Annotated in this window: 23 protein-coding genes and 1 pseudogene; 8 read left to right on the top strand and 16 right to left on the bottom strand. The window is 71.9% G+C overall.

The window, feature by feature from the left end; all coding sequences use genetic code 11:
* Positions 1–34: 34 nt before the first annotated feature.
* Positions 35–3,373 carry a S8 family peptidase gene (locus ACSMXR_RS23645; RefSeq protein WP_473169861.1) on the bottom strand — a complete coding sequence of 1,113 codons (3,339 nt, stop codon included), beginning with the start codon at positions 3,371–3,373 and terminating at the stop codon, positions 35–37.
* 200 nt (positions 3,374–3,573) lie between these two features.
* On the opposite strand from ACSMXR_RS23645, the gene ACSMXR_RS23650 reads away from it, so the two are divergent.
* The gene (locus ACSMXR_RS23650; protein ID WP_473169862.1) at positions 3,574–3,948 is read left to right on the top strand and encodes an STAS domain-containing protein; all 375 of its coding nucleotides are present in this window, start codon (positions 3,574–3,576) and stop codon (positions 3,946–3,948) included.
* A gap of 98 nt (positions 3,949–4,046) precedes the next feature.
* Here ACSMXR_RS23650 and ACSMXR_RS23655 read toward each other — a convergent pair whose 3' ends face one another.
* The 3 genes from ACSMXR_RS23655 to ACSMXR_RS23665 form a co-directional block, all read right to left on the bottom strand.
* On the bottom strand, positions 4,047–5,072 hold the full coding sequence (locus ACSMXR_RS23655; RefSeq protein WP_364889374.1) for a sigma-70 family RNA polymerase sigma factor: 1,026 nt from the start codon (positions 5,070–5,072) through the stop codon (positions 4,047–4,049).
* A gap of 191 nt (positions 5,073–5,263) precedes the next feature.
* Positions 5,264–5,980, bottom strand: coding sequence for a L,D-transpeptidase family protein (locus tag ACSMXR_RS23660; protein WP_030084635.1), 717 nt, complete (start codon positions 5,978–5,980; stop codon positions 5,264–5,266).
* Positions 5,981–6,115: 135 nt separating this feature from the next.
* The gene (locus ACSMXR_RS23665) at positions 6,116–7,426 is read right to left on the bottom strand and encodes an MFS transporter (RefSeq protein WP_218524993.1); all 1,311 of its coding nucleotides are present in this window, start codon (positions 7,424–7,426) and stop codon (positions 6,116–6,118) included.
* 62 nt (positions 7,427–7,488) lie between these two features.
* Here ACSMXR_RS23665 and ACSMXR_RS23670 point away from each other — a divergent pair, with 62 nt between their 5' ends.
* Positions 7,489–8,442 (top strand): LysR family transcriptional regulator, encoded by a 954-nt coding sequence (locus ACSMXR_RS23670; RefSeq protein ID WP_137235672.1) that lies wholly within the window; start codon positions 7,489–7,491, stop codon positions 8,440–8,442.
* A gap of 27 nt (positions 8,443–8,469) precedes the next feature.
* The gene (locus ACSMXR_RS23675) at positions 8,470–9,219 is read left to right on the top strand and encodes a hypothetical protein (RefSeq protein ID WP_473169863.1); all 750 of its coding nucleotides are present in this window, start codon (positions 8,470–8,472) and stop codon (positions 9,217–9,219) included.
* 23 nt (positions 9,220–9,242) lie between these two features.
* Here the strand turns inward: ACSMXR_RS23675 and ACSMXR_RS23680 are convergent, their stop codons facing one another.
* Positions 9,243–9,920, bottom strand: coding sequence for an alpha/beta hydrolase (locus ACSMXR_RS23680; protein ID WP_137235685.1), 678 nt, complete (start codon positions 9,918–9,920; stop codon positions 9,243–9,245).
* Positions 9,921–10,107: 187 nt separating this feature from the next.
* Here ACSMXR_RS23680 and ACSMXR_RS23685 point away from each other — a divergent pair, with 187 nt between their 5' ends.
* Together ACSMXR_RS23685 and ACSMXR_RS23690 are read left to right on the top strand one after the other, a co-directional pair.
* Positions 10,108–11,262, top strand: coding sequence for an adenosine deaminase (locus ACSMXR_RS23685; RefSeq protein WP_137235674.1), 1,155 nt, complete (start codon positions 10,108–10,110; stop codon positions 11,260–11,262).
* A 134-nt stretch (positions 11,263–11,396) separates the two neighbouring features.
* Entirely contained in the window at positions 11,397–11,699 is a 303-nt protein-coding gene (locus ACSMXR_RS23690; RefSeq protein ID WP_030084645.1) for a hypothetical protein, read from the top strand.
* 85 nt (positions 11,700–11,784) lie between these two features.
* Here the strand turns inward: ACSMXR_RS23690 and ACSMXR_RS23695 are convergent, their stop codons facing one another.
* The 5 genes from ACSMXR_RS23695 to afsQ1 form a co-directional block, all read right to left on the bottom strand.
* Positions 11,785–11,994 (bottom strand): PspC domain-containing protein, encoded by a 210-nt coding sequence (locus tag ACSMXR_RS23695; protein WP_030084647.1) that lies wholly within the window; start codon positions 11,992–11,994, stop codon positions 11,785–11,787.
* A gap of 94 nt (positions 11,995–12,088) precedes the next feature.
* A complete protein-coding gene (locus ACSMXR_RS23700; protein ID WP_137235675.1) occupies positions 12,089–12,661 on the bottom strand; it encodes a VanZ family protein in 573 nt (190 codons plus the stop codon).
* 103 nt (positions 12,662–12,764) lie between these two features.
* Positions 12,765–13,403, bottom strand: coding sequence for a hypothetical protein (locus ACSMXR_RS23705; protein WP_218524991.1), 639 nt, complete (start codon positions 13,401–13,403; stop codon positions 12,765–12,767).
* Complete coding sequence (locus ACSMXR_RS23710; protein WP_376185880.1) at positions 13,400–14,929, bottom strand: ATP-binding protein; 1,530 nt, start codon at positions 14,927–14,929, stop codon at positions 13,400–13,402. Before ACSMXR_RS23710 ends, ACSMXR_RS23705 begins: the two co-directional genes overlap by 4 nt.
* Complete coding sequence (gene afsQ1 / locus ACSMXR_RS23715) at positions 14,926–15,603, bottom strand: two-component system response regulator AfsQ1 (protein ID WP_006127084.1); 678 nt, start codon at positions 15,601–15,603, stop codon at positions 14,926–14,928. The genes ACSMXR_RS23710 and afsQ1 overlap by 4 nt, the downstream gene beginning before the upstream one ends.
* A 182-nt stretch (positions 15,604–15,785) precedes the next feature.
* Between afsQ1 and ACSMXR_RS23720 the strand changes: the two genes are divergently transcribed.
* Entirely contained in the window at positions 15,786–16,553 is a 768-nt protein-coding gene (locus ACSMXR_RS23720; protein ID WP_473169864.1) for a SigE family RNA polymerase sigma factor, read from the top strand.
* 207 nt (positions 16,554–16,760) lie between these two features.
* Here ACSMXR_RS23720 and ACSMXR_RS23725 read toward each other — a convergent pair whose 3' ends face one another.
* Positions 16,761–17,468 (bottom strand): uridine kinase family protein, encoded by a 708-nt coding sequence (locus tag ACSMXR_RS23725; protein WP_137235678.1) that lies wholly within the window; start codon positions 17,466–17,468, stop codon positions 16,761–16,763.
* Positions 17,469–17,530: 62 nt separating this feature from the next.
* Here ACSMXR_RS23725 and ACSMXR_RS23730 point away from each other — a divergent pair, with 62 nt between their 5' ends.
* A complete protein-coding gene (locus ACSMXR_RS23730; RefSeq protein WP_103512210.1) occupies positions 17,531–17,950 on the top strand; it encodes a hypothetical protein in 420 nt (139 codons plus the stop codon).
* A gap of 78 nt (positions 17,951–18,028) precedes the next feature.
* Here the strand turns inward: ACSMXR_RS23730 and ACSMXR_RS23735 are convergent, their stop codons facing one another.
* From ACSMXR_RS23735 to deoC, 3 genes are read right to left on the bottom strand one after another with little or no spacing between them, the layout of a single operon-like run.
* Positions 18,029–18,946: an aldehyde dehydrogenase family protein gene (locus ACSMXR_RS23735; RefSeq protein WP_473169865.1), complete on the bottom strand. Its 918-nt coding sequence runs from the start codon at positions 18,944–18,946 to the stop codon at positions 18,029–18,031.
* The gene (locus ACSMXR_RS23740) at positions 18,939–20,375 is read right to left on the bottom strand and encodes an aldehyde dehydrogenase family protein (RefSeq protein WP_356569626.1); all 1,437 of its coding nucleotides are present in this window, start codon (positions 20,373–20,375) and stop codon (positions 18,939–18,941) included. The genes ACSMXR_RS23735 and ACSMXR_RS23740 overlap by 8 nt, the downstream gene beginning before the upstream one ends.
* Before the next feature lie 5 nt (positions 20,376–20,380).
* Positions 20,381–21,328 carry a deoxyribose-phosphate aldolase gene (gene deoC, locus ACSMXR_RS23745; protein ID WP_473172436.1) on the bottom strand — a complete coding sequence of 316 codons (948 nt, stop codon included), beginning with the start codon at positions 21,326–21,328 and terminating at the stop codon, positions 20,381–20,383.
* 134 nt (positions 21,329–21,462) lie between these two features.
* Here deoC and ACSMXR_RS23750 point away from each other — a divergent pair, with 134 nt between their 5' ends.
* A complete protein-coding gene (locus tag ACSMXR_RS23750; protein ID WP_137235681.1) occupies positions 21,463–22,101 on the top strand; it encodes a PH domain-containing protein in 639 nt (212 codons plus the stop codon).
* Positions 22,102–22,174: 73 nt separating this feature from the next.
* Here the strand turns inward: ACSMXR_RS23750 and ACSMXR_RS23755 are convergent, their stop codons facing one another.
* Together ACSMXR_RS23755 and ACSMXR_RS23760 are read right to left on the bottom strand one after the other, a co-directional pair.
* The gene (locus ACSMXR_RS23755) at positions 22,175–23,815 is read right to left on the bottom strand and encodes a phospho-sugar mutase (RefSeq protein ID WP_473169866.1); all 1,641 of its coding nucleotides are present in this window, start codon (positions 23,813–23,815) and stop codon (positions 22,175–22,177) included.
* A 137-nt stretch (positions 23,816–23,952) separates the two neighbouring features.
* A pseudogene (locus tag ACSMXR_RS23760) lies at positions 23,953–24,776 on the bottom strand (purine-nucleoside phosphorylase).
* Positions 24,777–24,830: the final 54 nt, after the last annotated feature.

Genomic DNA, 24,830 nt, shown 5'->3' on the forward strand with positions numbered 1-24,830 from the left:
GTCATGCGTGGGGTGAACTACCCGCGAGTGCCCGTCACTTGCCCAGGTACGCGCCGTAGATCTTCACCGACGAGGTGTTGCCCTTCTTGTCGGTGACCTTGGCGGAGAAGGAGATCGCCTTGCCCTTGGCCGGGTTCTTGACGGTGATCTTGCCCTTCTTGACCGTGACCTTCTTCCAGGTCTTGCCGCCGTTGTAACTGACGTACGTCTTCAGCGACTTCAGGTTCTTGCCCGCGGCCGCGCCGTGCACCTTCACCGGTACCGAGACGGTCTTGCCCGCCTTGACCCGGCCGTCGGCGCCCACGGCCGGGGTGAACCGGACGGTGGAGACGGGGAGCATCGTGAACGCGGTCTTCTTCGAGCGGAACGTCCACGCCGCGTCCACCCGGGTGGAGAGCGGGTTGACCTTCGCGCTGTGCTTGACCGTGGTCGTCAGCTTGTAGTCGGCCGCGCCCGCCGGGACCTTGAAGAACTCGTAGCCGGTCACCGGGTCGGTGTTCTGGCCGAGCTTCTTGCCGTTGCGGTAGAGGACGGTCTTGGCCGAGGTGAACACCATCCCGCCCGCGTTGCCCTGACCGTCGGCCAGCAGCGGGAGGGAGCCGGTGATCTCGTTGCCCTCACGGACGACGCCGTAGTTCTTGTCGACCAGCGGGCCGAACACCCCGGTGTTCACGGACTTCGTGTACGTCTTGCCCGCCTTGTACGCGGCCTCCTTGCCGACCTGGTAGTTGGCCTCGTACGTCGGCCAGCCGTCCGCGTCGAGCGGGCCCTGCTGGTCGAAGTCGAAGCTCCAGGCCACCTTGTCCGCGGTGGAGACGTACAGCGTGCGGGTGCCGGGCAGCTTCTGGTCGATCGAGGTGGCCCAGCTCCCGCCCTGCGTGGGCAGGAAGGGGAAGGCGGTGATCGAGCCCTTCTTCTTCGGCGCGGCCGAGCCCATGGCGATCTTCACCTTGGCCAGCTGCGCTGCGGTGAACTTCCGGTCGAAGCCGGTGGCGAGCTGCTTGACCGTGCCGCCGACCGCGATGTCGTACTCGGTCGACGCGCCCTTGCTCCAGGTGCCCGACCAGTGCTGGGCGAGCGAACCGTCGGTGATCTTCGGGCCGACGTGGAGCGTACGGATACCGGCCGGCGAGTCCATCAGCCAGCCGAAGGAGACCGCGTCGTCCGCCGCCTCCACCACGTAGTCCGGGGAGAACAGCTCAGCCTTCGCCTTGGCGTCCGGCAGCGTGACCTTCACCGGCTTCGCCTTGCGGGCGTCGAACGTCAGCGAGGTGTTCTTGGTGACCGCGACCTTGGGCTGCGCGATCCAGTCGGCGCCCTTGGTGACGTCGTCCGGGTCCTTGTACACCGTGGAGTTGGCCACGTACGTGCCCTTGGGCACCCGGATCTTCGCCGTGCCGTCGACGACCTGCGGGCTCAGGAACGGGTTGCCGGACTCCGCGCCGAAGCGGAAGAGCGTGCTGTCCACGTAGACGGCCGGGCGGCCGTCCCGCCCGAGGTGCTTGATGGAGACGTCGTAGCTCTCCACCTCGCGCTCGACCGCGGCGGCCGTGCGCACGGTCTGCCCGCCGCCGGTGGCCACCAGGTAGGCGGAGTACGTGCCGTCGACGGTGCCGCCGAGCCGGGTGTCGGCGGTCAGCGTGACCTCCGCCGTGCCGCCCGCCGGAACGGTGACCTTGTCCGCGCCGAGCGTGAAGAAGCCGGCCGGAGCGGGCTTGCCCTTCGGGTTGGTGCCCGTCGCCTTCAGATCGAGGGTGACGTCGCTCGTGCCGAGGTTGCGGTACGTGACCTTCTCGGTGACCGGCTTGTCGTCGGCGTGCGGCCACTGCTGCACCCCGAAGCTCACCGAGACCGGTTCGGCGATCACGGTCTGGGCGATCGCCCGGTCCACCGCGATCCGGCCGGAACCCTGCTGGAACGGGTTGTACGCACCGGGCTTCGTCGACGCGGTCAGCGCGCCCTTCAGCTCGGTGTACGTCCAGTCGGGGTGCTGCTGCTTGAGCAGGGCGGCCGCGCCCGCGACATGCGGGGTGGCCATCGACGTACCCGAGATGGTGGCGTAACCGGCGGGCTTCTCGCCCACCTCCCGGGCGATCAGCGAGCCGGGCGGGATGGCCGCCGTGGTGTCCACGCCGGGAGCCGTCACATCCGGCTTGATCGCACCGTCACCGATCCGCGGGCCCCGGCTGGAGAACTCCGCCAACTGGTCCTTGTCGTCGACCGCGCCCACGGTCAGCGCGGCGTCCGCGCTGCCGGGCGAGCCGACGGTGCCCGCGCCGTCGCCCTCGTTGCCCGCGGCGATGGCGAACAGCACGCCCTTCTCGGCCGACAGCTTGTCGACCGCCGCCTCCAGCGGGTCCACCTCCGGGGTGTCGGACCCGCCGAGGCTCAGGTTGACGATGTCGGCGCCCTGGGCGACCGCCCACTCCATTCCGGCCAGGATGCCGGAGTCGTCGCCGTACCCGTCGTCGTCGAGCACCTTGCCCGCGAGCAGTTTGGCGTCCGGGGCCACGCCCTTGAACTTCCCGCCCGACTTGGCGCCGGTGCCCGCCGCGATCGACGCGACGTGCGTACCGTGGCCGACCCGGTCCTTGGTGTCCTTGGCGGCGCTGAAGTTCTTCTCCGCCAGGACCTGGCCCTTGAGGTCGGGGTGGGTGGTGTCCGTCCCGGTGTCCAGGACCGCGATCTTCACGCCCTTCCCGGTGAACCCGGCCTTCCAGGCCGCCGGAACGCCGATCTGCGCGACGCTCTTGTCGAGGCTCGCCCGGCGCACCCCGTCCAGCCAGACCCGGTCGATGCCGGCCGCGGTGGTGACCCGCTCGCCGTCCGTGCCCCGGTCGGTGAGGGCCTTCCAGATGTCCGGCGCGTCGGCGGTCGGCGTGGTCACCGACTCGGCGTTCAGCGAGGTGAGGCTCCGGCCCACCTCGGTACCGCCCGCGTCGCGGACCTGCGCCTTCGCGGCGGCGGCCTGCTTGCCCCGGTAGCCGACGATCAGCTTCAGGCCGTCCTTCTGGGCCCGGAGGTTCTCCGGACGGCTCAGCTCGGTGACGTCGAACAGCCGGCGGTCGAGCTTGCCGGAGACGATCAGCCGGTGGGCGTCGGCCGGGACGACGAGGGTGTGGCCCTTGGTGCTCATCCGCTGGACCGGGATGTTCTCCCGGCCCTTCGCGGGCCGGAAGGCGACCGGCTTGCCCTGGGCGTCGACGGTGACCCGGTCACCGGTGACGAGCGTCAGCTGACGCGACTCCCGGTCCTTGGCCCGGGTGCCGGACGCCCCCTTCGGATCCGGCTGGGCGACGGCGGTCTGGGTCATGCCCGCCGCCAGCGCCACGGCCACCGCCGCGGCGACCGCCGGTATGCACGCGTTCCTCACGTGTCTGCGCAACTCTCCCCCTGGAGAACTCGATGGTTCCTCAACCCGCCGGTCCGCAGAGACGCAGGAATGACGGCTGCGGCCGTCGGTTCACCGAACTAGAGGGAAAGTTGGGGGGATTGGTTCACAGAAGGAGCACAGGTCTTCCGGAGTTGACGCGAAACAGCCCCTCCGTGGCCGGGGTCACGCACGGGGCTCCGATGAATTTCGCCCGCCGCTCCGGTCTGCCTGGTGTGGATGCCGAGAATCCGATCGCCCTGACCGTGACCGGCCGGGTCAGCCGCGCCGTCGTACCCGACCTCTGCGCCGAACTGGAGCGCGCCCTGGCGGGTCCTCGCGGGGCCGCGCTCGCCCCGGGCGCGGCGGTGGACTGCGATGTGGGCGCAGTGGTCCGGCCCGATCTGACCCTCGTGGAGGCGGTGGCCCGGCTGGGCCTCGTCGCCCGCCGGTCCGGCCGCACCCTGCGGCTGCGCCGCGTACCGCCCGAACTCCGGTCACTGCTGGACCTGGTGGGGCTGGCCGATGTGGTGACCCTGGAGGAGGACCCGGCGGAGCGGGTGCCGGACGCGCGCTGACGACGGAGGAACGGCGCCGGGCGCGCGCCGACGTACGGGCCCGGCGGCTGCCGGACCCGTACGGACGGGCGTACGTACTTATGTACCGCCGAAGGCTGTTACGCGTCCGCCGGCAGCCGGTCCGGCAGGCCGAACAGCGGGAACCAGCGCGGGACGTCCAGGAAGCAGTGCATCCCGGTGATCGCCCCGTCCTGGACGTCGATGACCTGGACCGCCCACGGCACGAACCCGGATCCGTCCTCGGCGGGCTTGTAGTGCGCGAAGGCGGGGGAGCCGTTGGCCGAGACGGGCACCAGCTTGGAGCCGGCGCAGGCCGCGCCGATGGTGGTCATGAAGCCCGTGATGTCGCCGGTGCCCCGGAGCCACAGGTCGAACGGCGGCATCGTCATCACCGCGTCCTCGTGGAGCAGCGCGGTCAGGGCGGCCATGTCATAGCCCTCGAACGCCTTCACATAGCGCTCCAGGAGCTTCTGCTGCTCCTCGTCCAGCGGGTCCGCCGCGTCGCCCGGCCGGCTCTCCGTCTCGGTCAGCGTGGCGCGGGCCCGCTGGAGCGCGCTGTTGACCGAGGCGACGGAGGTCTCCAGTAGCTCGGCGACCTCGGCGGCCTTCCAGGCGAGGACCTCGCGCAGGATCAGCACGGCCCGCTGCTTGGGCGGCAGATGCTGGAGGGCGGCGACGAACGCCAGGCGCACCGACTCGCGCGCCACGGCCGCCTCCGCCGGGTCCTGGAGCGACGGCAGGATCCGGCCGTCGGGCATCGGCTCCAGCCAGACGTTCTCCGGGCGGGGGCTCAGCGCGGCCTGGGCGAGCGGGGTCGGGCCGGTCAGATCGACCGGGCGGGCCCGCTTGTTGCCCGCGTTCAGCATGTCCAGGCAGACGTTGGTGGCGATCCGGTAGAGCCAGGAACGCAGCGAGGAACGGCCCTCGAACTTGTCGAAGTTGCGCCAGGCGCGGACGAGGGTGTCCTGCACCGCGTCCTCGGCCTCGAAAGCGGAGCCGAGCATCCGGTAGCAGTAGCCGGTCAGCTCGACCCGGTGCCCCTCCAGACGGCTGTCGATCCCGGCATCGCCGCCCTCGGCGCCCGCCGCCGCTCCCGCGTCCGTCGTCGTGGTCAGGTCGCTCATCGCTCCACCCCTGTCGCGCGCAGCCGCGCTGTGGCATCCGTCACCCGGTACGTCGGAAGCTACCGCAGGCCACTGACAGCCGGGGCGTAAAGAGGACAAGGGGTACCGGACGCCGTGGCTCCGGCCACGAACGTCCGGCACCCCTCGGGAGTATCCGTCCGGCACCCCTCGGGATGCGCTCAGCGCCTCGCTCAGGTCCCGGGCTTGCGCCCGTACACGTACACGTCGTCGCCGTTCTTCAGCAGTTTCCAGTATGCCTTCGCGTCGGCGGGGCGCATGTTGACGCAGCCACCGGAGCCCGGCGGGTTGTACATGGACTTGGTGACCGAGTGGAACGCCTGGCCGCCGTCGAAGAACTGGGAGTGCGGCATCCAGACCTTGTAGATGGTCGACCAGTGCTTGATGTTGCGCCAGTAGATCTTCTTGGCGCCGGTCCGGGTCTCCGCGCCGTCCCGGCCGGTCCGCACCGGCACCGGCCCGTACTTCAGCTTCTTGCCGTCCTGGATCCAGCTCAGTTGCCGGGTCAGGTCGACACAGGCGATGCGTCCCTTGTTGGTGGGGCACTTCTTCGCCTTGTTGGGGTTCTTCCCGGCCGCCTTCTGGGCGAGCATCGTGTTCATCGTGCGCCAGGTCAGCGGACCGGCGTAGCCGATGGTCGGGGTGATCCCGTGCTTCTTCTGGAACTTCTGGGTCGCCTTGCAGTCGGCCGTCGACTGCTTGCCGTCCACGGGCCGCTTCAGGAACTTCTCGACCTGCTTCTGGTGCGGTCCCACCGACTTGGTGCAGGACGCCGCGTGGGCGGCGGTGCCGGTGCCCAGGACCAGGGCCGGGGCGGCCACCAGTCCGGCGACGGACAGTGCCACCCCACGCCGCAACCGTCTTCCGGGTATCTTCGCCGTGACTCCCATGCGCGCCAACTCCCCTTCGCCCACAGTGCGTTGTTGGTTACGCCTGGTAGACGTGCGAAGGGGAGCCGTGGTTGCGCGCCGGAATGTCTCGGTTGTGCTTCAGCGGCCGGCGGAGCGGGGCAGGAGGGCAGCGGTTCAGCGGGTGGCCGGGACGAGCGCCCGCCGCTCCGCACGCGCCACCCGGGTCCCGTACAGGGTGATCGAGACGACGCCGAGGACCGCGAGCAGGCCGAGCGCCACCGTCGCCGTCCAGCCGCCCGCGTGGAAGGCGACCGCGCCCAGCGTGCCGCCCGCGCTGGAGCCCAGGTAGTACGCCGACTGGTAGAGCGCCGAGGCCTGCGCCCGGCCCGTCGTGGCCGTCCGGCTCACCGAGGACGAGGCGACCGCGTGCCCGGCGAAGAATCCGGCCGTGATCAGCACCAGGCCCAGCAGCACGGCGGCCAGCTGGTCCGCGAGCGACAGCAGCAGCCCGGCGGCGGTCGTGGAGACCGCCAGATAGAGCGCGCCCCGGCGGCCGAGCCGGGCCACCAGACGTCCGGCGGCGGCGGAGGAGACCGTACCGACCAGATAGACGAGGAAGATCGACCCGATGACGCCCTGCGGCAGGCTGAACGGCTCCTCGACCAGCCGGTAGCCGATCACCGTGTAGACCGCGCCGAACACCGTCATGAACAGCGCGCCGATCGCGTACAGCCGCACCAGCAGCGGATCGGCCAGATGACCGGCGACGGTCTTCGCGAGCGCCTTCGGGTTCAGCGAACCGGGGCGGAAGTTCTTCGCCTTCGGGATCAGGAAGTGGAACACGACGGCGCACGCCAGCGCGAGCAGCCCGACCGCCGCGAGCGCGGCGCGCCAGCCCCAGGCCTGGGCGACCCAGCCGGTGAGGATGCGGCCGCTCATACCGCCGATGCTGTTGCCCGCGACGAACAGCCCGATCGCGGCGATCAGCGCCTTGGGCCGGACCTCCTCCGCCAGATACGCCATCGCGGAGGCCGGCAGCCCGGCGAGCGCCGCACCCTGGACGGCGCGCAGCGCGATCAGCGCGCCCATCGACGGGGCGAACGGCACCAGCAGCCCGACCAGTACCGCGATGGTCAGCGAGGCCGTCATCATCTGCCGCCGCCCGAACCGCTCCGAGAGCGCGCTCAGCGGCAGCACGAACAGGGCCAGCGCCCCGGTCGCCGCCGACACCGTCCAGCTCGCCTGCCCGGCGGTCGCGTCGAACGACGCGGAGACGGCGGGCAGCAGCGCCTGGGTGGAGTAGAGGAGGGCGAAGGCCGCGACACCGGCGGCGAAGAGGGCGAAGCTCATCCGGCGGTAGCCGGGGCGGCCGGGCTCCAGACGCTCATGGGTGGCGGCGTCGGGCGCGGCGGTGGTGGTGACGGGGGACGACGGGGCAGAGGCATCCACGGCGATGGTGGATGCCCCGGTACTGGCGGGAGGCATACGTCGAAAGTAGAGCGAGACGTTTCATGCGTCCAATGCATGAAACTGCCATAATCGATCCCATGGTGCATGAACGCAGCTCAGGGCCTCGGCTGTCACCGAGCAGTTACGAAGAAGACATCCGGGCCGTGCTCGCGCCCCGCCTCGCGTACTTCGAGGCGGTCGCCCGCCACGAGCATGTGACCCGCGCCGCACACGAGCTCGGCGTTCCGCAGTCCACGCTCTCGCGCGCCATGGTCCGGCTCGAAACGGACCTGGGCGTCGCCCTGTTCGCCCGCAAGGGCCGCACCGTCTCGCTCACCCCCGCGGGCCGCACCTTCCTCGGCTCGGCGGAACGGGCCCTGGCCGAGGTGGAGAAGGCCGCCGACTCGGTCCGGGCGGACGCCGACCCGACGGCGGGCCGGGTCTCCTTCGGCTTTCTGCACACCATGGGCTCGGAGACCGTGCCCGCCCTGATCCGCGCCTTCCGGGTCGACCACCCGAGGGTCCGCTTCCAGCTCGTGCAGAACTACGGCGAGGCGATGATCGAACGGCTGCGCGCGGGCGGCCTCGACCTCTGCCTCACCTCACCCGTGCCCGACGCCCCCGATCTGGTCGCCCGCCGCCTCGACGAACAGCGGCTGCGCCTGGTGGTCCCCGACGACCACCGCCTCGCCTCCCGCCGCCGGATCCGCCTCGCGGAGGCCGCCGACGAGACGTTCGTGACGCTGGAGCCCGGTTACGGGCTGCGTCGGATCACCGACGACCTCTGCGCCGAGGCGGGCTTCACCCCCAAGGTCGCCTTCGAGGGCGAGGAGGCGGAGACCCTGCGCGGACTGGTCGCCGCCGGGCTCGGGGTGGCCCTGCTGCCGCCGCCCGCGGTCGCCCGCCCCGGAGTCGTCGAACTGACGGTCACCGCCCCGCGCGCGGCCCGCGAGATCGGCGTCGCCTGGCTGGACGGACACCCCGACACCCCGCCCGTCGCCGCCTTCAAGCGCTTCCTGCTCTCGCGCCGGGGGAACCTGCTGCCGGACTGAGGGGAACGGGCGAGCGAGAATGGGCCGGTGAATCAGTCTCCCGCTCCTTGGCCCGAGCAGCGGCCCGCCGGGCTCCCGAGCCTGAAGGGCGTCGTCTTCGCGTCCGTCGTCGGCTCGGTGCTGGTGCTCGCCGCCGCCGTCCTGTTCGCGCTGCTGCCCGGGGCGCTCTCCGAGGCCGCCGACTTCCGGGCCGCGCGCCCGTGCTCGGAGGTCTCCGCGCCCGAGAGCGGCGACTGCCTCTCCGAGTGGCCCGCCACCGTCGTCTCCACCGGGACCGGCCGGTCGAACAAGGCCGTCACCAACTGGGTCACGCTCGACGGCGAGGCCGAGGAACCGCCGTTCAGGATACGGATGCGGGGCCACGGACCCGTCTGGGAGAAGCTGGCGCCCGGGGACCGGGTCACCGTGCTGTCCTGGCGCGACGTGGTGTGGGCGGTGGAAGCGGGGGAGCTGCGCCAGGACACGACCGACGAGCCGGGCCGCGACGCGACCGTCCGACTGGCCGTGGGGCTCGCCCTGCTGATCGTCGGCAGCGTCTTCCTGCGGGGCGCGGGGTGGCTGCACCGCCGCCGCGCCACCCGCGCCACGGACACCCCGACGGCACAGGTCGTCGTGGTGATGGCGGCGACCCTGCTGGCGGCCGGCATCGCCGCCACCGCCGCCACCGCCACGGACACCCTCTGGCTCGTCCTGCTGGTCGCCGCCGCCGGCTGCGCGGCCGCGTGGACGGCCGCGGCGCTGCTGCTCCGGGGCCTGGCGCGGCGGCGGACGGCCTGACCCGCCCCGATCCGTCGTCCCCCTCAGTGCCGCAGCGACCGCCCGAACCCGGCGGCCAGCGGCATCCGCAGCCCCAGCGGCGGCGGTGCGGCGAGCGCGTCCGCGACCGGGCGGGCGTAGGACCGGGCGAAGAGCGAGCCGCGCACGAAGTCGGCGGCCAGCGCCACCACTTCGGAGCGGTGCTGGCGCAACGCGTGCCCGTCGGAGTGCACTTCGAAGCGGCAGGTGTCCCGGTTGGCCTTCTTCGCCCGCTCGGCCAGCCGGTAGGACAGCTCCGGGTCGGTGCGTTCGTCGTTGGTGCCGTGCACGATCAGCACCCGCCGCCCCATCAGCTGCTTCACCGGTTCCGCTCCGTCCGCCGTCCGCTCCGGCAGCCACGGCGCCATCGCCAGCACCGAGGTGACCGCGCCGTGCCCGGCGGCCCGCAGCGCCGCCCGCCCGCCCATCCCGTGCCCGACCAGGCAGACGGGCACATCGCCGTACCGCCGCTGGACCTCGTCGGCGGCCCACGCGGCGTCCTCGGCGGGGTGCGCGTCGTCCGCGTTCCAGCCGCGCCAGCGGTAGCGCAGCACATGCACCGCGAGCCCGTCGCCCACCCCGGCCCGGGCCAGCGAACGGGCGAACGGCAGCTGTACCGCGTACGACAGGGTGGAGGGGCGGCGGCGTGAGGCGGCCTCGCCGTCCGGGAGCAGCAGAACCACGCCGCTGACCTCGTCCGTTGCTCCGGCCGTCTGTACGGCCCGTCCCAGCCTGGCTTCGGGCAGGGGAAGTGCGCGCTGTGCCATGACAGAACAGTGTCAGAAGGTGAGGTGTACTCCACCCGACTTCGCGGTCACTGTTACGCATCGACACGAGGCGCTCTACGCGCGTAGGCGCTAGAGTGCCAAGATGACGAGCCAGACCCCGAATGTCCCTGATTCCGACCAGATCCGGCGCGCCCCCAAGGTGCTGCTCCACGACCACCTCGACGGCGGCCTGCGGCCGGGCACCATCGTCGAGCTGGCCCGCGCGCAGGGTTACGACTCCCTCCCCGAGACCGAGGCCGACAAGCTCGGCATCTGGTTCCGCGAGGCCGCCGACTCCGGTTCGCTGGAGCGCTACCTGGAGACCTTCGCCCACACCTGCGCCGTCATGCAGACCCGTGACGCGCTGTTCCGGGTGGCCGCCGAGTGCGCCGAGGACCTCGCCGAGGACGGTGTCGTCTACGCCGAGATCCGTTACGCCCCCGAGCAGCACCTGGAAGGCGGCCTGACCCTCGAAGAGGTCGTCGAGGCCGTCAACGAGGGCTTCCGCGAGGGCGAGCGCATCGCCCGGGCCAACGGCCACCGCATCCGCGTCGGCGCCCTCCTCACCGCGATGCGGCACGCCGCCCGCGCCCTGGAGATCGCCGAACTGGCCAACAGCTACCGCGACCAGGGCGTCGTCGGCTTCGACATCGCGGGCGCCGAGGCCGGGTTCCCGCCCACCCGCCACCTCGACGCGTTCGAGTACCTCAAGCGCGAGAACAACCACTTCACGATCCACGCGGGCGAGGCGTTCGGCCTGCCGTCCATCTGGCAGGCCCTCCAGTGGTGCGGCGCCGACCGGCTCGGCCACGGCGTGCGGATCATCGACGACATCGAGGTCGCCGATGACGGCTCGGTCACCCTCGGCCGTCTCGCCTCCTACGTACGCGACAAGCGCGTCCCGCTGGAGATGTGCCCGACCTCCAATCTGCAGACCGGCGCCGCCACCTCGTACGCCGAGCACCCCATCGGGCTGCTGCGCAAGCTGCACTTCCGGATCACCGTGAACACGGACAACCGGCTGATGAGCGGGACGAGCATGAGCGGAGAATTCGAGCGGCTGACCGAGGCCTTCGGATACACGCTCGACGACATGCAGTGGTTCACCGTCAATGCGATGAAATCAGCATTCATTCCTTTCGACGAACGTCTCGCGATGATCAATGACGTCGTCAAGCCCGGATACGCCGAGCTGAAGTCGGAGTGGCTTTTCCGTCAGACCGCTGTGACCAGTGGTTCTGCGGTCTCCGGAGGCTGATGAACGCACCAGCTGAAAGGGCCGGGAGGCGAAATCCCGGCCCTTTTCCGCGTGTCGCGATGTTTGCGGAGGGGGCTGCGGGATGGCTAGCTTGCAGAGCCGCTCACATCCCCTTCCCCAAGGATGAATTCTCCATGAAGAAGTCTGCTGCCAAGACTCTCGGTGTCGCCGCTCTCGGTGCCGCTTTCGCCGCTGCCGCCGCCGGCAGCGCCTCCGCCGCCCCCTCGCTGCCGCTGGACACCGCGGCCGGGGCGCTCCCCGTCTCGACGATGGCGCTCGACACCGTCGCCAAGGCTGCCCAGAACGCGCCGGTCCAGGACACCGTCGGCAAGGTCCTCGGCGGCGACGCCACCGACGCGGCCGCCCCGGTCACCGGCCTGCTCGGCGGCCTGCCCACCCAGGGCCTCTCCGCCAACGGGATCCCGCTCGGCGGCTGAACCGGCTGAAACCACCAGTGGGGCGCACACCCTGGACCAGGGTGTGCGCCCCACTGCGCGTATCCGCTCCCCGTGGTGCCGCGCGTCACCAGGCCGTCGCGGAGGAGGCGGACTTCTCCGAGGGCAGCAGCGCCCACAGCGCCAGGTAGAGCAGGAACTGCGGGCCGGGCAGCAGACAGGAGACGACGAAGATGACGCGCATCGTGCCTGCGGAGATACCGAAGCGCCGGGCGAGGCCCGCGCAGACTCCACCGATCATGCGGCCTTCGCGGGGGCGGACAAGTGCGGCAGCCATGGCGGGCTCCTTCACGAACCGTAGCGGCGGGAGCAGCTTTCTCCGCTCCCCGATGTATCCATGGTGCCGCCGCGAAGGGGTACAAAGCATCGCTCTACGGTGCGAGGCCGACCCCGGTAATCGTCGGGGTCGACCCCCCAGGGGCCTCGTCCCTGAGACGGGTCTCCTGGCGGTAGTGGGGCAGATCCCGCACCCCGGGCAGCCCCGCACGGCGCAGCCGCGCCCGGCAGGCCGGCACGACCAGCAGATGGGCCAGCACCACCCCGGTGGTGTTCAGCAGCAGCGAGTCGATGTCGACGACCTGACCGGGCACCCCGGTCTGCCCCAGCTCGATGGCCAGCGAGATCAGCGCCCCGGCGGCGACCGTACGCAGCAGCGAGACCCAGGGCGAGACGAAGATCCGGCCCCCGGCCATCGGCAGCAGCACCCCGAGCGGGGCCAGCAGCAACAGCGCACCGCCGATCCGGCGGGCCGCCTCGGCCGGTCCCAGCGCGAGATCCGCCCTGATCCCGGCGAGCGGCTCGAAATTCGCCGCCGTGATCCAGGGAACGTCCAGCGGGCGCAGCGTCAGCCACCCGACGAACAGCAGATGTGCGACCAGGAGAGTGACGCCCGCCGCGCGGAAGTGGATGACGGTCTGGCCGTCCGAACTGTGACGCACGTCCACCAAGACGCCACGACCGGCAGGATCGGTTCCGTACCCTCGCGGCCCGCTGCGTAGAGACGCCCCTGCGGGCCCGATCGCACGGGCGCGGGGCACCCGGCCCGGCTCAGTCCAGCCGGATCGCGTCCGGGGTGGCCAGATCGCCCGGCCGGGTCTTCGTCTGCGAGGTGCACAGATAACCGCGCGGCGGATAGTCCCCGGGCCCGCCCAGCACCACCGAACCGTCCCGGACCAGCGTCTCGCTCTCCGCGTACGTGCACACCAGCTGGGCCAGCGCCTCCGCCGACAGGTCCTCCGGCTGACTGCTCAGCCGCAGGGCGCCCGCCGGATCGCCGTCCCTGGCCGGATCCACCCGCAGCCCCGCCGGAACCGCGGTGGTGAACCCGGCCCGCCGCTCGCTCGCGGGCGGCGCCTGCTGGACCTCCTTGAGCAGCGCGCGGGCGACCGCCACCCGGTCGGAGCCGACCGCCTCCGCCGTCACCGGACGGTCCACGGTGACCAGCTGCGAGGCGCACACCAGATACACCTCGGCGGTCACACTGTCCGGCGACCGGGTGGTGACGTCGGAGGACGACAGCCGGCACGGCACCCGGGAGGGCGCGGCGCCCGCGTCCACCGGCACCGAGGTCGTACGGATCCCGCACCCGGAGGCCAGCGCCCCGGCCGCCACCAGGACGGCCAGCGAGACGGCCGTGCGCCGCCGCAGCGGGCTCCGCCCCCGGTACGTCACATCGCCGCGCTTCACGTCGCCCCGTCCTCGTCCGGGGCCCCCGCGCCCGCCTCGTCGTTCCGTGCGAGCTTCTCGGCGTCGCGCGGCAGCCGCAGCTCGAAGACCGCACCGCCGTCCGGGGAGTTCGCCGCCGTGATGTCACCGCCGTGGATGTGCGCGTTCTCCATGGCGATGGAGAGGCCGAGCCCGCTGCCCTCCGACCGCGGCCGGGAGGCGCTGGCCTTGTAGAACCGGTCGAACACGTGCGGCAGCACATCCTCGGGGATGCCCGGACCGTGGTCCCGTACCTCGATGACCAGCTCCTCGCCCTCGGTCCGCACCCGGACGCCCACCGGCGAACCCCCGTGCTTGAGGGCGTTGCCGATCAGATTGGCCAGGATCACATCCAGCCGGCGCGGGTCGAGCCGGACCATCATGCCGCGCTCCGCGTCCAGGTCCACCGCGTCCAGCCAGGCCCGTGCGTCGATGCACGCGGTCACCTGGTCGGCGACGTCGACCGTGTCCAGCACCAGCCGGGCCGTGCCCGCGTCGAAGCGGGTCACCTCCATCAGGTTCTCCACCAGGTCGTTCAGCCGCCGGGTCTCGCTGACCACCAGATGCACGGCGGGCGCGATCATCGGATCGAGGGTGTCCGCCTCGTCCTCCAGCACCTCCGCCACCGCGGTGATCGCCGTCAGCGGGGTGCGCAGCTCGTGCGACATGTCGGCGACGAACCGGCGGCTCGCCTCCTCCCGCGCGCTCATGTCCGCGACCTTCTTCTCCAGCGAGCTGGCCGTTCTGTTGAACGTACGGGAGAGATCGGCGAGTTCGTCCGTGCCGGAGACGGTGAGCCGGGTGTCGAGCTTGCCCTCGCCGAGCTTGCGGGCCGCGTCGCCGAGCCGCTGCACCGGGCGCAGCACCGTCGTCGCGGCGGCCTGCGCGAGCAGCGCCGAGCCGACCAGCGCGAGGGCGGTCGCGATCCCCAGCGACCAGGCCAGCGAGTTGAGGTCCTGCCGTTCCTGGTCGAGGGACTTGAGCATGTAGCCGGTCGGGCCGCCGCCGATGATCCGCGTACCGGCGACCAGATACGGCGTGCCCGCGATGCTCGTCCGCTGCCAGAACAGGTGGTACTCGTGCTCGTTGCTCGACGTCAGCGGCTGCTTGCGGGCCACCTGCTTGCGCAGCGAGTCCGGTACGTCGGACAGCGTGAAGGTGTCCAGGTCGGAGTAGCCCACGATCGGCTTGCCGCGCTCCCGCTCGGCCTCCAGCAGCACGCTGTAGCCCGGGCTGCTGGACGCCATCTCCCCGGCGGCCCGCTGGAGATCGTCCTTGGTGGGACGGGTCGGCAGCCCCGCGGCGGTGTCCTGCATCTGCCGCCGGAAGTCGTCGAGCGCGGTGTCCTGGGTACGGGTCAGCACGGCCTCGCGGTTCAGCCAGTACGCGATCCCCGACGCGGACACCGCGGCCACCAGCGCCACCAGCGCGAACACGACGACCAGCCGCATGCGCAGACTGGTCCAGCGCAGGCCGGCGCGCAGCGACCGCTTGGCGGTTCCGGTCACTGAGGCGAGTCCAGCCGATAGCCCACGCCCCGCACCGTACGGATCAGGGTCGGCGAGGACGGCACGTCCTCCACCTTGGCGCGCAGCCGCTGCACACAGGCGTCCACCAGCCGGGAGTCGCCCAGGTAGTCGTGCTCCCACACCAGACGCAGCAACTGCTGCCGGGACAGGGCCTGGCCGGGCCGGCGGCTCAGCTCCAGCAGGAGCCGCAGCTCGGTCGGCGTGAGCTGCAGATCCTCCCCGTCCTTGGTGACGGTCATGGCGGAGCGGTCGATCACCACATTGCCGAAGGTCGCCGAGTCGGTCGACTCGCGCTCCCCGCGGCGCAGCACCGCCCGGATCCGGGCGTCCAGCACCCGGCCCTGGACAGGTTTCACCACATAGTCGTCCGCGCCGGACTCCAGTCCCACCACGACGTCGATGTCGTCGCTGCGCGCGGTCAGCAGAATGATCGGCAGTTGGTCGGTGCGGCGGATCCGCCGGCACACCTCGAAACCGTCGATCCCGGGCAGCATCACATCCAGCACGACCAGGTCGGGCCGCTGCTCGCGCAGCAGCTCCAGGCCGTCCTCTCCCGTCGCCGCGGTGGCCACACGGTGGCCCTGGCGTGACAGCGAGAGTTCGAGGGCCGTGCGGATGGCGTCGTCGTCCTCGATCAGCAACAGGAAAGGCACGAACGTCATTCTGGCCCATGGTGGCGCTTCAGTTCGACCTGCGGTCCGGTCCGATTGTCCGGGCACGGCCGCAACTGCCCCTGTGACAGGCCTGTGACAGTCGGGGGACAGCGCCATGAAACTGCCCCGGCAAGCTCTTGGTCAGCAGGGAACGAACGGACTCCACCGATAGGGGGCGCGAGATGAACGCACTGCACAGCACCAGCTCAAGCGCAGTTGTCACGCGTCTCCACGACGTCGGCCGGAGCATGGAGAAGTCCGGTGCCGTGAACGTACGGGGGTGTGTTCGAGGCACCGGGCGTCAGCACCAGACGGCTGCGGAGCAGGTGCGCATGCCGTACATGGCGGTGGTCGACGCACCCAAGGCGGCGGCCGGCGTGTACGGGGAGGCCACGGGGGATCGCGGAACCCGGACGGAGAACGCGGACGCCGAAGCGGCGTTCACGGCCTACGTCCAGGAGCGACGGGCCTCCCTGTACGCGACCGCCTACCACCTGACCGGCGACCGGTTCGAGGCCGAGGACCTGCTGCAGAGCGCCCTCTTCTCGACCTACCGGGCGTGGGACCGGATCAGCGACAAGGCGGCCGTCGGCGGCTATCTGCGTCGCACCATGACCAACCTGCACATCAGCGCCTGGCGCCGGCGCAAGCTCAACGAATACCCGACCGAGGAGCTGCCGGAGACGGTGGGCGACACGGACGCGATGCGTGGCACGGAGCTGCGGGCGGTGCTGTGGCAGGCACTCGCCCGGCTGCCCGAACTCCAGCGCACGATGCTGGTCCTGCGGTACTACGAGGGCCGCACCGACCCGGAGATCGCGTCGATCCTCGACATCAGTGTCGGCACGGTGAAGTCCAGCATCTGGCGCTCCCTGCGCCGGCTGCGCGAGGACGAGGTCCTCAGCTTCGGACGTGACGAGCAGGAGTCCTTCGGCGAGCTGGTGGCCTGAGGCTGGGCCCTCCGCTTCGGGGGAGGCGGGGGCCACGGGGGAAGTACGGGGGAACACGGGGGAGCAGTAAAACGGGGACCGAGGGGGATCCGGGGGAATACGGTGGGGTCGTACGGGCTGGGGGCCTGTACGACCCCACCGTGCGTGTACGGGCCTTTTCCAGCCCCTCCGGCGTTTGAAGGAGCGGGGTCCGGGGCGGAGCCCCGGTTACGGCGTCCGCGCCGCGGGAGCCCCCCGCCGGCACCGCCCCGCCGCCGCCGCGGCGAACCGGCCCAGCGCCTCCTCCTTGCCGCAGGGATACGCCCCCAGCGCCGTCTGACGGGCCACGATGCGCCGCTCGGCCCGCATCAGCCGCCAGCCGCGCCGCAGCAGGAACGGCACCGACTTGCGGCCCTCGCGCAGATCGCGCACCAGCCGGCGGCGGAACGTCGTGGTCGGCCGGCCGCGCAGGCACAGCGCGTCCGCCAGCAGGCCCAGCTCCTGGCAGCGCTGCACGATGTCCGCCGCGAAGATGCCCTCCGCCACGAACAGCGGCGACCGCTCGATGTGGAAGGTCTCGTGGCCCGTGCGGGAGCTGGTGGCGATGTCGTACACCGGAACGTCCGTGCGGCCGCACCGGCACAGCTCGGCGATGGCGGCCACCGCCGCCTCCGCGTCCCAGGACGCGGCGGAGTCCCAGTCGATGTCCGTGGAGCCGGGTACCCGGGGCAGCGTCGGGTCACCCGTCTCCTTGTAGAAGTCGTCGAGGCGCAGCACCGGAAGGCCGGTGCGGGCGGCCAGCACGGACTTGCCGGAGCCGGAGGGGCCCGCGAGCAGCACGACGCGGGTCGGGATCGGTTGGGAACTCACAGAACAGAAGTGTGAGGCATTGACCCGCGCAGGGGACCCCTCGGGCCTCCTGTTGGTATCCAGCATCACACCTCAACTACTCTGCGCGTACGGACGATTACCCGACCAGGCTCGATCAGGTGGAAAACATGGCACTTCATGCACGTAAGCCCGAACGTCGCGCCCTGCTGCGCGCCGGTCTGACCTTCACCGCGCTGGGAGCCGCCCTGGGGGCCGGTGCGGGCGCCGCGCAGGCCGTCCAGCTGCCGGCCGCGGCCGAGGTCCCGGAGCAGGGCGTCTCCGCCCTCCAGGCGGTCGGCGAGACGGCCGGGCCCGCGGTGACCAGCGCGCTCGGGACCTCGCTGGCCAGCAGCGTCGCCCCGATCACCGACCTCCAGCTGGACCCGCTGGCGGGCACCGGGGTGGATCCGCTGGACAACGCCGTGGGCACCCAGATCGCCGACTTCAAGCCGGTGACCACGGCGATCGTCACCGACCCGATCACCAGCGGCGGCGCGCTGAGCGATCTGCCCGTGGTGGGGTCGGTGACCAAGCTCGTCACCGGCTGACGCACGCGGACACGGCGAACGGGGCCGCCCCGGGGTGGGAGGGCGGCCCCGTCCGGGTATCTGCCGGGCGGTCCGTACTCAGTACGAGGAGCCCGCGGCTCCCAGCGCGCCCGTCGGGTGCCAGACCGTCTTGGTCTCCAGGAAGGCCGTCAGGCGGTGCGTGCCGGGCGAGGCCGACCAGTCGGCGGAGTCCGACGCACCGTCCGCGTCCACAGGCTGTGGGCGAAGGACGCGCTTCAGGTTGTCCGCCGCCGCGATCTCCAGCTCCTTCGCCAGCGCGGTGTCCGCGCCGGTGAGGTCGATCGCGTTGACGTCCTGGTGGGCGGCGAGTGGGGCCGCCAGCTCCGCCGTGACGCCGGACAGGATGTTGACCACGCCGCCGGGAACGTCCGAGGTGGCCAGCACCTCGCCCAGCGACAGCGCGGGCAGCGGGGCGTCCGCCGAGGCGATGACGACCGCCGTGTTGCCGGTCGCGATGACCGGGGCGATCACCGAGACCAGGCCGAGCAGCGAGGACTTCTGCGGTGCGAGGACCGCGACCACACCGGTCGGCTCGGGCGTGGAGAGGTTGAAGAACGGCCCCGCGACCGGGTTCGCCCCGCCGGAGATCTGGCCGATCTTGTCGGTCCAGCCCGCGTACCAGACCCAGCGGTCGATCGCCGTGTCCACCACGGCCGCCGCCTTGGACTTCGACAGCCCCTCGGAGGCGGCCACCTCGCGGACGAACTGGTCCTTGCGGCCCTCCAGCATCTCCGCGACGCGGTAGAGGACCTGGCCGCGGTTGTACGCGGTCGCGCCCGACCAGCCGCCGAACGCCTTGCGCGCGGCCACGACCGCGTCGCGCGCGTCCTTGCGGGAGGACTGCGGCGCGTTGGCCAGCCATGCGCCCTTGGAGTCGGTCACCTCGTACACCCGGCCGCTCTCGGAGCGGGGGAACTTGCCCCCGACGTACAGCTTGTAGGTCTTGAAGACGCCAAGACGGTTCTGGTCAGACATCGAGGTACGCCTCCAGGCCGTGGCGGCCGCCCTCGCGGCCGTAGCCCGACTCCTTGTAGCCGCCGAACGGCGACGTCGGGTCGAACTTGTTGAACGTGTTGGCCCAGACGACGCCCGCGCGGAGCTTGTTCGCCACCGCGAGGATGCGGGAGCCCTTCTCCGTCCAGATGCCGGCCGAGAGGCCGTACTGACTGTTGTTGGCCTTGGCGACCGCCTCGTCCGGGGTGCGGAACGAGAGCACCGAGAGCACCGGGCCGAAGATCTCGTCACGGGCGACCGTGTGGGCCTGGGTGACGTTGGTGAAGAGCGTCGGCGCGAACCAGTAGCCCGACGACGGCAGTTCGCACGGCGCGCTCCAGCGCTCCGCGCCCTCCGCCTCGCCGGTCTCCACCAGGGAGGTGATCCGGGCCAGCTGCTCGGCGGAGTTGATCGCGCCGATGTCGGTGTTCTTGTCCAGCGGGTCGCCGAGCCGCAGCGTCGAGAGCCGCCGCTTCAGCGCGTCCAGCACCTCGTCCTGGACCGACTCCTGGACCAGCAGCCGGGAGCCCGCGCAGCAGACCTGGCCCTGGTTGAAGAAGATGCCGGTGACGATGCCCTCGACGGCCTGGTCGATCGGGGCGTCGTCGAACACGATGTTCGCGCCCTTGCCGCCCAGCTCCAGCGTGACCTTCTTGTCCGTGCCCGCGACGGAACGCGCGATGGCCTTGCCGACGGCGGTCGAACCCGTGAAGGCGACCTTGTTGACGTCCGGGTGCGTGACGAGGGCCTCGCCCGCGTCCCCGTACCCCGTCAGGATGTTGACGACGCCCTTCGGCAGACCCGCCTGGCGGCAGATGTCCGCGAAGAACAGCGCGCTCAGCGGGGTCGTCTCGGCGGGCTTCAGGACCACCGTGTTGCCGGTGGCGAGCGCCGGGGCGATCTTCCACGCGAGCATCAGCAGCGGGAAGTTCCACGGGATGACCTGGCCCGCCACGCCCAGCGGCCGGGGGTTCGCCCCGTAGCCCGCGTGGTCCAGCTTGTCGGCCCAGCCCGCGTAGTAGAAGAAGTGCGCGGCGACCAGCGGGAGGTCTGCGTCGCGGGTCTCCTTGATCGGCTTGCCGTTGTCGAGGGTTTCGAGAACGGCCAGCTCGCGGCTGCGCTCCTGGATGATCCGGGCGATCCGGAACAGGTACTTCGCGCGCTCGGAGCCGGGCAGCGCCGACCACTTCTCGAACGCCTTGCGTGCCGCCTTCACGGCCCGGTCCACGTCCGCCGCGCCCGCCTGGGCCACCTCGGAGAGGACCTCCTCGCTGCTCGGCGAGACGGTCTTGAAGACCTTGCCGTCGGCGGCCTCGGTGAACTCGCCGTCGATGAACAGCCCGTAGGACGGGGCGATGTCGACGACGGAACGGGACTCCGGCGCCGGTGCGTACTCGAATGCGGATGCCATGGCTATCAGTCCACCGTCACGTAATCGGGGCCGGAGTAACGGCCGGTGCTGAGCTTCTGGCGCTGCATCAGCAGGTCGTTGAGGAGGCTGGAGGCGCCGAACCGGAACCAGTGCGGGTCCAGCCAGTCCTCGCCCGCCGTCTCGTTCACCAGCACCAGGAACTTCACCGCGTCCTTGGTGGTGCGGATGCCGCCGGCCGGCTTCACGCCGATCTGTACGCCGGTGGCCGCCCGGAAGTCGCGCACGGCCTCCAGCATGAGGAGCGTGTTGGCCGGGGTGGCGTTGGTGGCCACCTTGCCGGTCGAGGTCTTGATGAAGTCCGCGCCCGCCAGCATCCCGATCCAGGAGGCCCGGCGGATGTTGTCGTACGTGGACAGCTCGCCGGTCTCGAAGATCACCTTGAGGCGGGCGGCCCCGCACTCCGCCTTCACGGCGAGGATCTCCTCGTACACCTTCAGGAACCGGCCGGAGAGGAACGCCCCCCGGTCGATCACCATGTCGATCTCGTCGGCCCCGGCCGCCACGGCGTCGCGGACGTCCGCGAGCTTGACGTCCAGCGCGGCACGGCCCGCCGGGAAGGCGGTCGCCACGGACGCCACCTTCACACCGGAGCCGGCCAGCGCGGCGGCGGCGGTGGCGGCCATGTCGGGGTAGACGCAGACGGCCGCGGTGCGCGGGGTCGTGCGGTCGGTCGGGTCGGGGTTGACGGCCTTGGCGGCGAGAGCCCGGACCTTGCCCGGGGTGTCCGCGCCTTCCAGCGTCGTCAGGTCGATCATCGAGATGGCGAGATCGATGGCGTACGCCTTGGCCGTCGTCTTGATCGAACGGGTTCCGAGGGAGGCGGCGCGCGCTTCGAGGCCGACGGCGTCGACGCCGGGCAGCCCGAACAGGAAGCGGCGCAGCGCACTGTCGGACGCCGTCGCGTCGGAGAATGCGGGAGCAGTGGTGGGCATGGTCACCACATGAGCATATCTACGCGCGTAGCGACCTGTACAGGGGGCCGGGCCATCCGTGCGATCCGCCCCTGGGGCACGAGCGCGGGCGGGCGCTCCGCCGGGTCGGACGCCCGTCAGGCAGAATCGGCCCCATGACGAGCCCCACACCTCCCGCAGAGCCGCCCCACGGCGACCGGACCTACCGTTCCGTGGCCGCACTGGTCTGCGGGTCGCTGCTGCTTCTGCTGATCGCCTGGATGGCCGGGGACGCCATGATCCGGGGCGAGGGCCGGGTGCCGTGGCTCGCGGCGGCCGCGCTGCTCCTCGTGGTGCCGCTGGTCGTGGCGTTCACCCTGCGGCCCGCCGTCTTCGCGAACGACGAGCGCATCCGGATCCGCAACCCGTTCCGGACGATCCAGCTCCCCTGGACCGAGGTCGCCGACGTACGGGCCTCCTACTCCTCCGAGCTGCTCGCCCAGGACGGCACGAAGTACCAGCTGTGGGCGATCCCCGTCTCGCTGCGCGCCCGCAAGCGCGCGGCACGCAGCGCCGCCCGCGCGGCCCACGACGACCCCTACGGCCGGACGTCGGTCAGCGCCGACGTCCGTGACACCGCCGCGCGCACCGCGTCCGCCGACCAGACCGTCCGCGATCTGCGGGACATCGCCGAGCGGGCCGGTGACACGACCCCCGAGGGCGCGGACCGGGGCTCGGCGCGCTGGGCGTACGAGGTGATCGCCCCGGCCGTCGCGGGCGCCGTCCTGCTGGCGGTGCTGGGGGCGACCGGCTGAGCCCGACGCCACCGAACGCCGAAGGGCCGGCACACCCGGGAGGGGGCCGGCCCTTCGGCGTGAAAGCGGTCCGTCAGATCCCCGCGGCCGCCGCGAGGTCCCGCTTGATCCCGTCCAGCAGCTCCGCGCCCCGGGCCCGGGCGGCGGGCAGCCCGGCCGCGTCCGCCACCGGGACGACGACCTCCAGGTAGCACTTCAGCTTCGGCTCGGTGCCGCTCGGGCGGACGATCACCCGGGCGCCCTCCAGGTGGTAGCGGAGCCCGTCGGTGGGCGGCAGCCGGTCCGTGCCCCGCGACAGGTCCTCGGCCGAGGTGACGGCGAGGCCGGCCAGCGCGGTCGGCGGCTGCTCCCGGAGCCGGGCCATGGCGTCCGCGATGACCGACAGGTCCTCCACCCGCACCGAGAGCTGGTCGGTGGCGTGCAGCCCGTGGGCGAGCGCCAGGTCGTCCAGCAGGTCCAGCAGCGTACGGCCCTGCTCCTTGAGTACGGAGGCGAGCTCGGCGACGAGCAGGGCGGCGGTGATGCCGTCCTTGTCGCGGACGCCCTCGGGGTCGACGCAGTAACCGAGCGCCTCCTCGTAGCCGTAGCGCAGACCGTCCACCCGGGCGATCCACTTGAAGCCCGTCAGCGTCTCCTCGTAACCGAGGCCCGCCTTCTCGGCGATCCGGCCGAGCAGCGAGGACGACACGATCGACTCCGCGAACACGCCGGTGGCGCCCCGCTCCACCAGGTGCGCGGCGAGCAGCGCGCCCACCTCGTCGCCGCGCAGCATCCGCCAGCCGCCCTCCGTGGCGGTGTCGGGCACGGCGACGGCACAGCGGTCCGCGTCCGGGTCGTTGGCGATGATCAGGTCCGGCGCCGCCCGGCGTGCGGTGGCGAACGCGAGATCCATCGCGCCGGGCTCCTCCGGGTTGGGGAAGGCCACGGTGGGGAACGCGGGGTCGGGCTCGGCCTGCTCGGCGACGAGCACGGGCGCGGGGAACCCGGCGCGCTCGAAGGCGGCGGTCAGCACGGAGGTGCCGACGCCGTGCATCGCCGTGTAGACGGTGCGGGCGGTACGGGGGCTGCCGGGGGCCAGGACGGCGTCCGTACGGGCGAGGTAGGCGGCCAGGACCTCGTCGCCGAGGGTCTGCCAGCCGTCCTCGGGGCGTACGACGTCCGCCAGCGGGCCGACCGCCGCGATGGCGGCGGCGATCTCGCCGTCGGCCGGGGGCACGATCTGCGAGCCGTCGCCGAGGTAGACCTTGTAGCCGTTGTCGCGCGGCGGGTTGTGGCTGGCGGTGACCTCGACGCCCGCGACCGCCCCCAGATGCCTTATGGCGTACGCCAGTACGGGGGTGGGGAGCGGGCGGGGGAGCACGGCGGCGCGGAGTCCGGCGCCGGTCATCACGGCCGCCGTGTCGCGCGCGAAGTCCGCCGACTTGTACCGGGCGTCGTAGCCGATGACGACGAGCCCGCCCTCCTCGCCCTGGGCCTTGAGATAGGCGGCGAGGCCCGCCGCCGCCCGGATCACCACGGACCGGTTCATCCGCATCGGCCCGGCCCCGAGCTCCCCGCGCAGTCCGGCGGTGCCGAACTGGAGCGTGCCCGCGAAACGGGCCGCGAGCTCCTGGGTGTCACCCGCCTCGATGATCGCGCCCAGCTCCGCGCGCGTCTCGGGGTCGGGGTCCTCGGCCAGCCAGGTCCTGGCCTGCGCGATGAGGTCGTGCTGCACGGGGTCCGCCTTTCGGGGTCTGCGGAAGGGGGTACGGGGGCGGGGGTACGGGGTGGTGGGGTGCGGGCGGTCCGGGGCGAGGCCGGGGCTCCGCCCCGGACCCCGGTCCTCAAACGCCGGACCGGCTGCGGCAGGCCCTAGATGCGTTCCAGCACCCGTGCCAGCAGTGCGCCCATCCGGGTCGCCGAGTCGCGGCCGGCCTGGAGGACCTCCTCGTGGTTGAGGGGTTCTCCGGACAGGCCCGCCGCCAGGTTGGTGACCAGGGAGAGGCCGAGGACCTCGGCGCCCGCCTCGCGGGCCGCGATGGCCTCCAGGACCGTGGACATGCCCACCAGGTCGCCGCCCATGACCCGGACCATGTTGATCTCGGCCGGGGTCTCGTAGTGCGGGCCGGGGAACTGGACGTACACGCCCTCTTCGAGGGAGCCGTCGATCTCCTTGCACAGCGCGCGCAGCCGCGGGGAGTACAGGTCGGTCAGGTCGACGAAGTTGGCGCCGATGATCGGGGAGGCGGCCGTCAGGTTGATGTGGTCGCTGATCAGGACCGGCTGCCCCGGGCGCATGCCCTCGCGCAGACCGCCGCAGCCGTTCGTCAGGACGACGGTCTTGCAGCCCGCGGCCACCGCCGTACGGACCCGTGGGCGACGGCGGCGACGCCCCGGCCCTCGTAGTAGTGCGTGCGGCCGAGGAAGACCAGCGCGCGCTTCTCACCGATCTTGTACGAGCGGACCGTGCCGCCGTGGCCCTCGACGGCGGGCGCCGGGAAGCCCGGCAGCTCGGTCACGGGGAACTCGGCCTCCGGGACGCCGAGCGCTTCGCCCGCGGGCGCCCAGCCGGAGCCCATGACCAGGGCGACGTCATGGGTCTCGGCGCCGGTCAGCTCGCGCAGACGGGCGGCGGCCCCGGCAGCGGCTGCCTGCGGGTCGCCCTGGATGTTGTCCGGAATAACAGATGCGTTCACGCGGATGAGCGTAACCGCTGAATCCCTACGCGCGTAGATGCACGGGCGCAAAGA

The sequence above is a fragment of the Streptomyces sp. DSM 106670 genome (assembly GCF_055792845.1).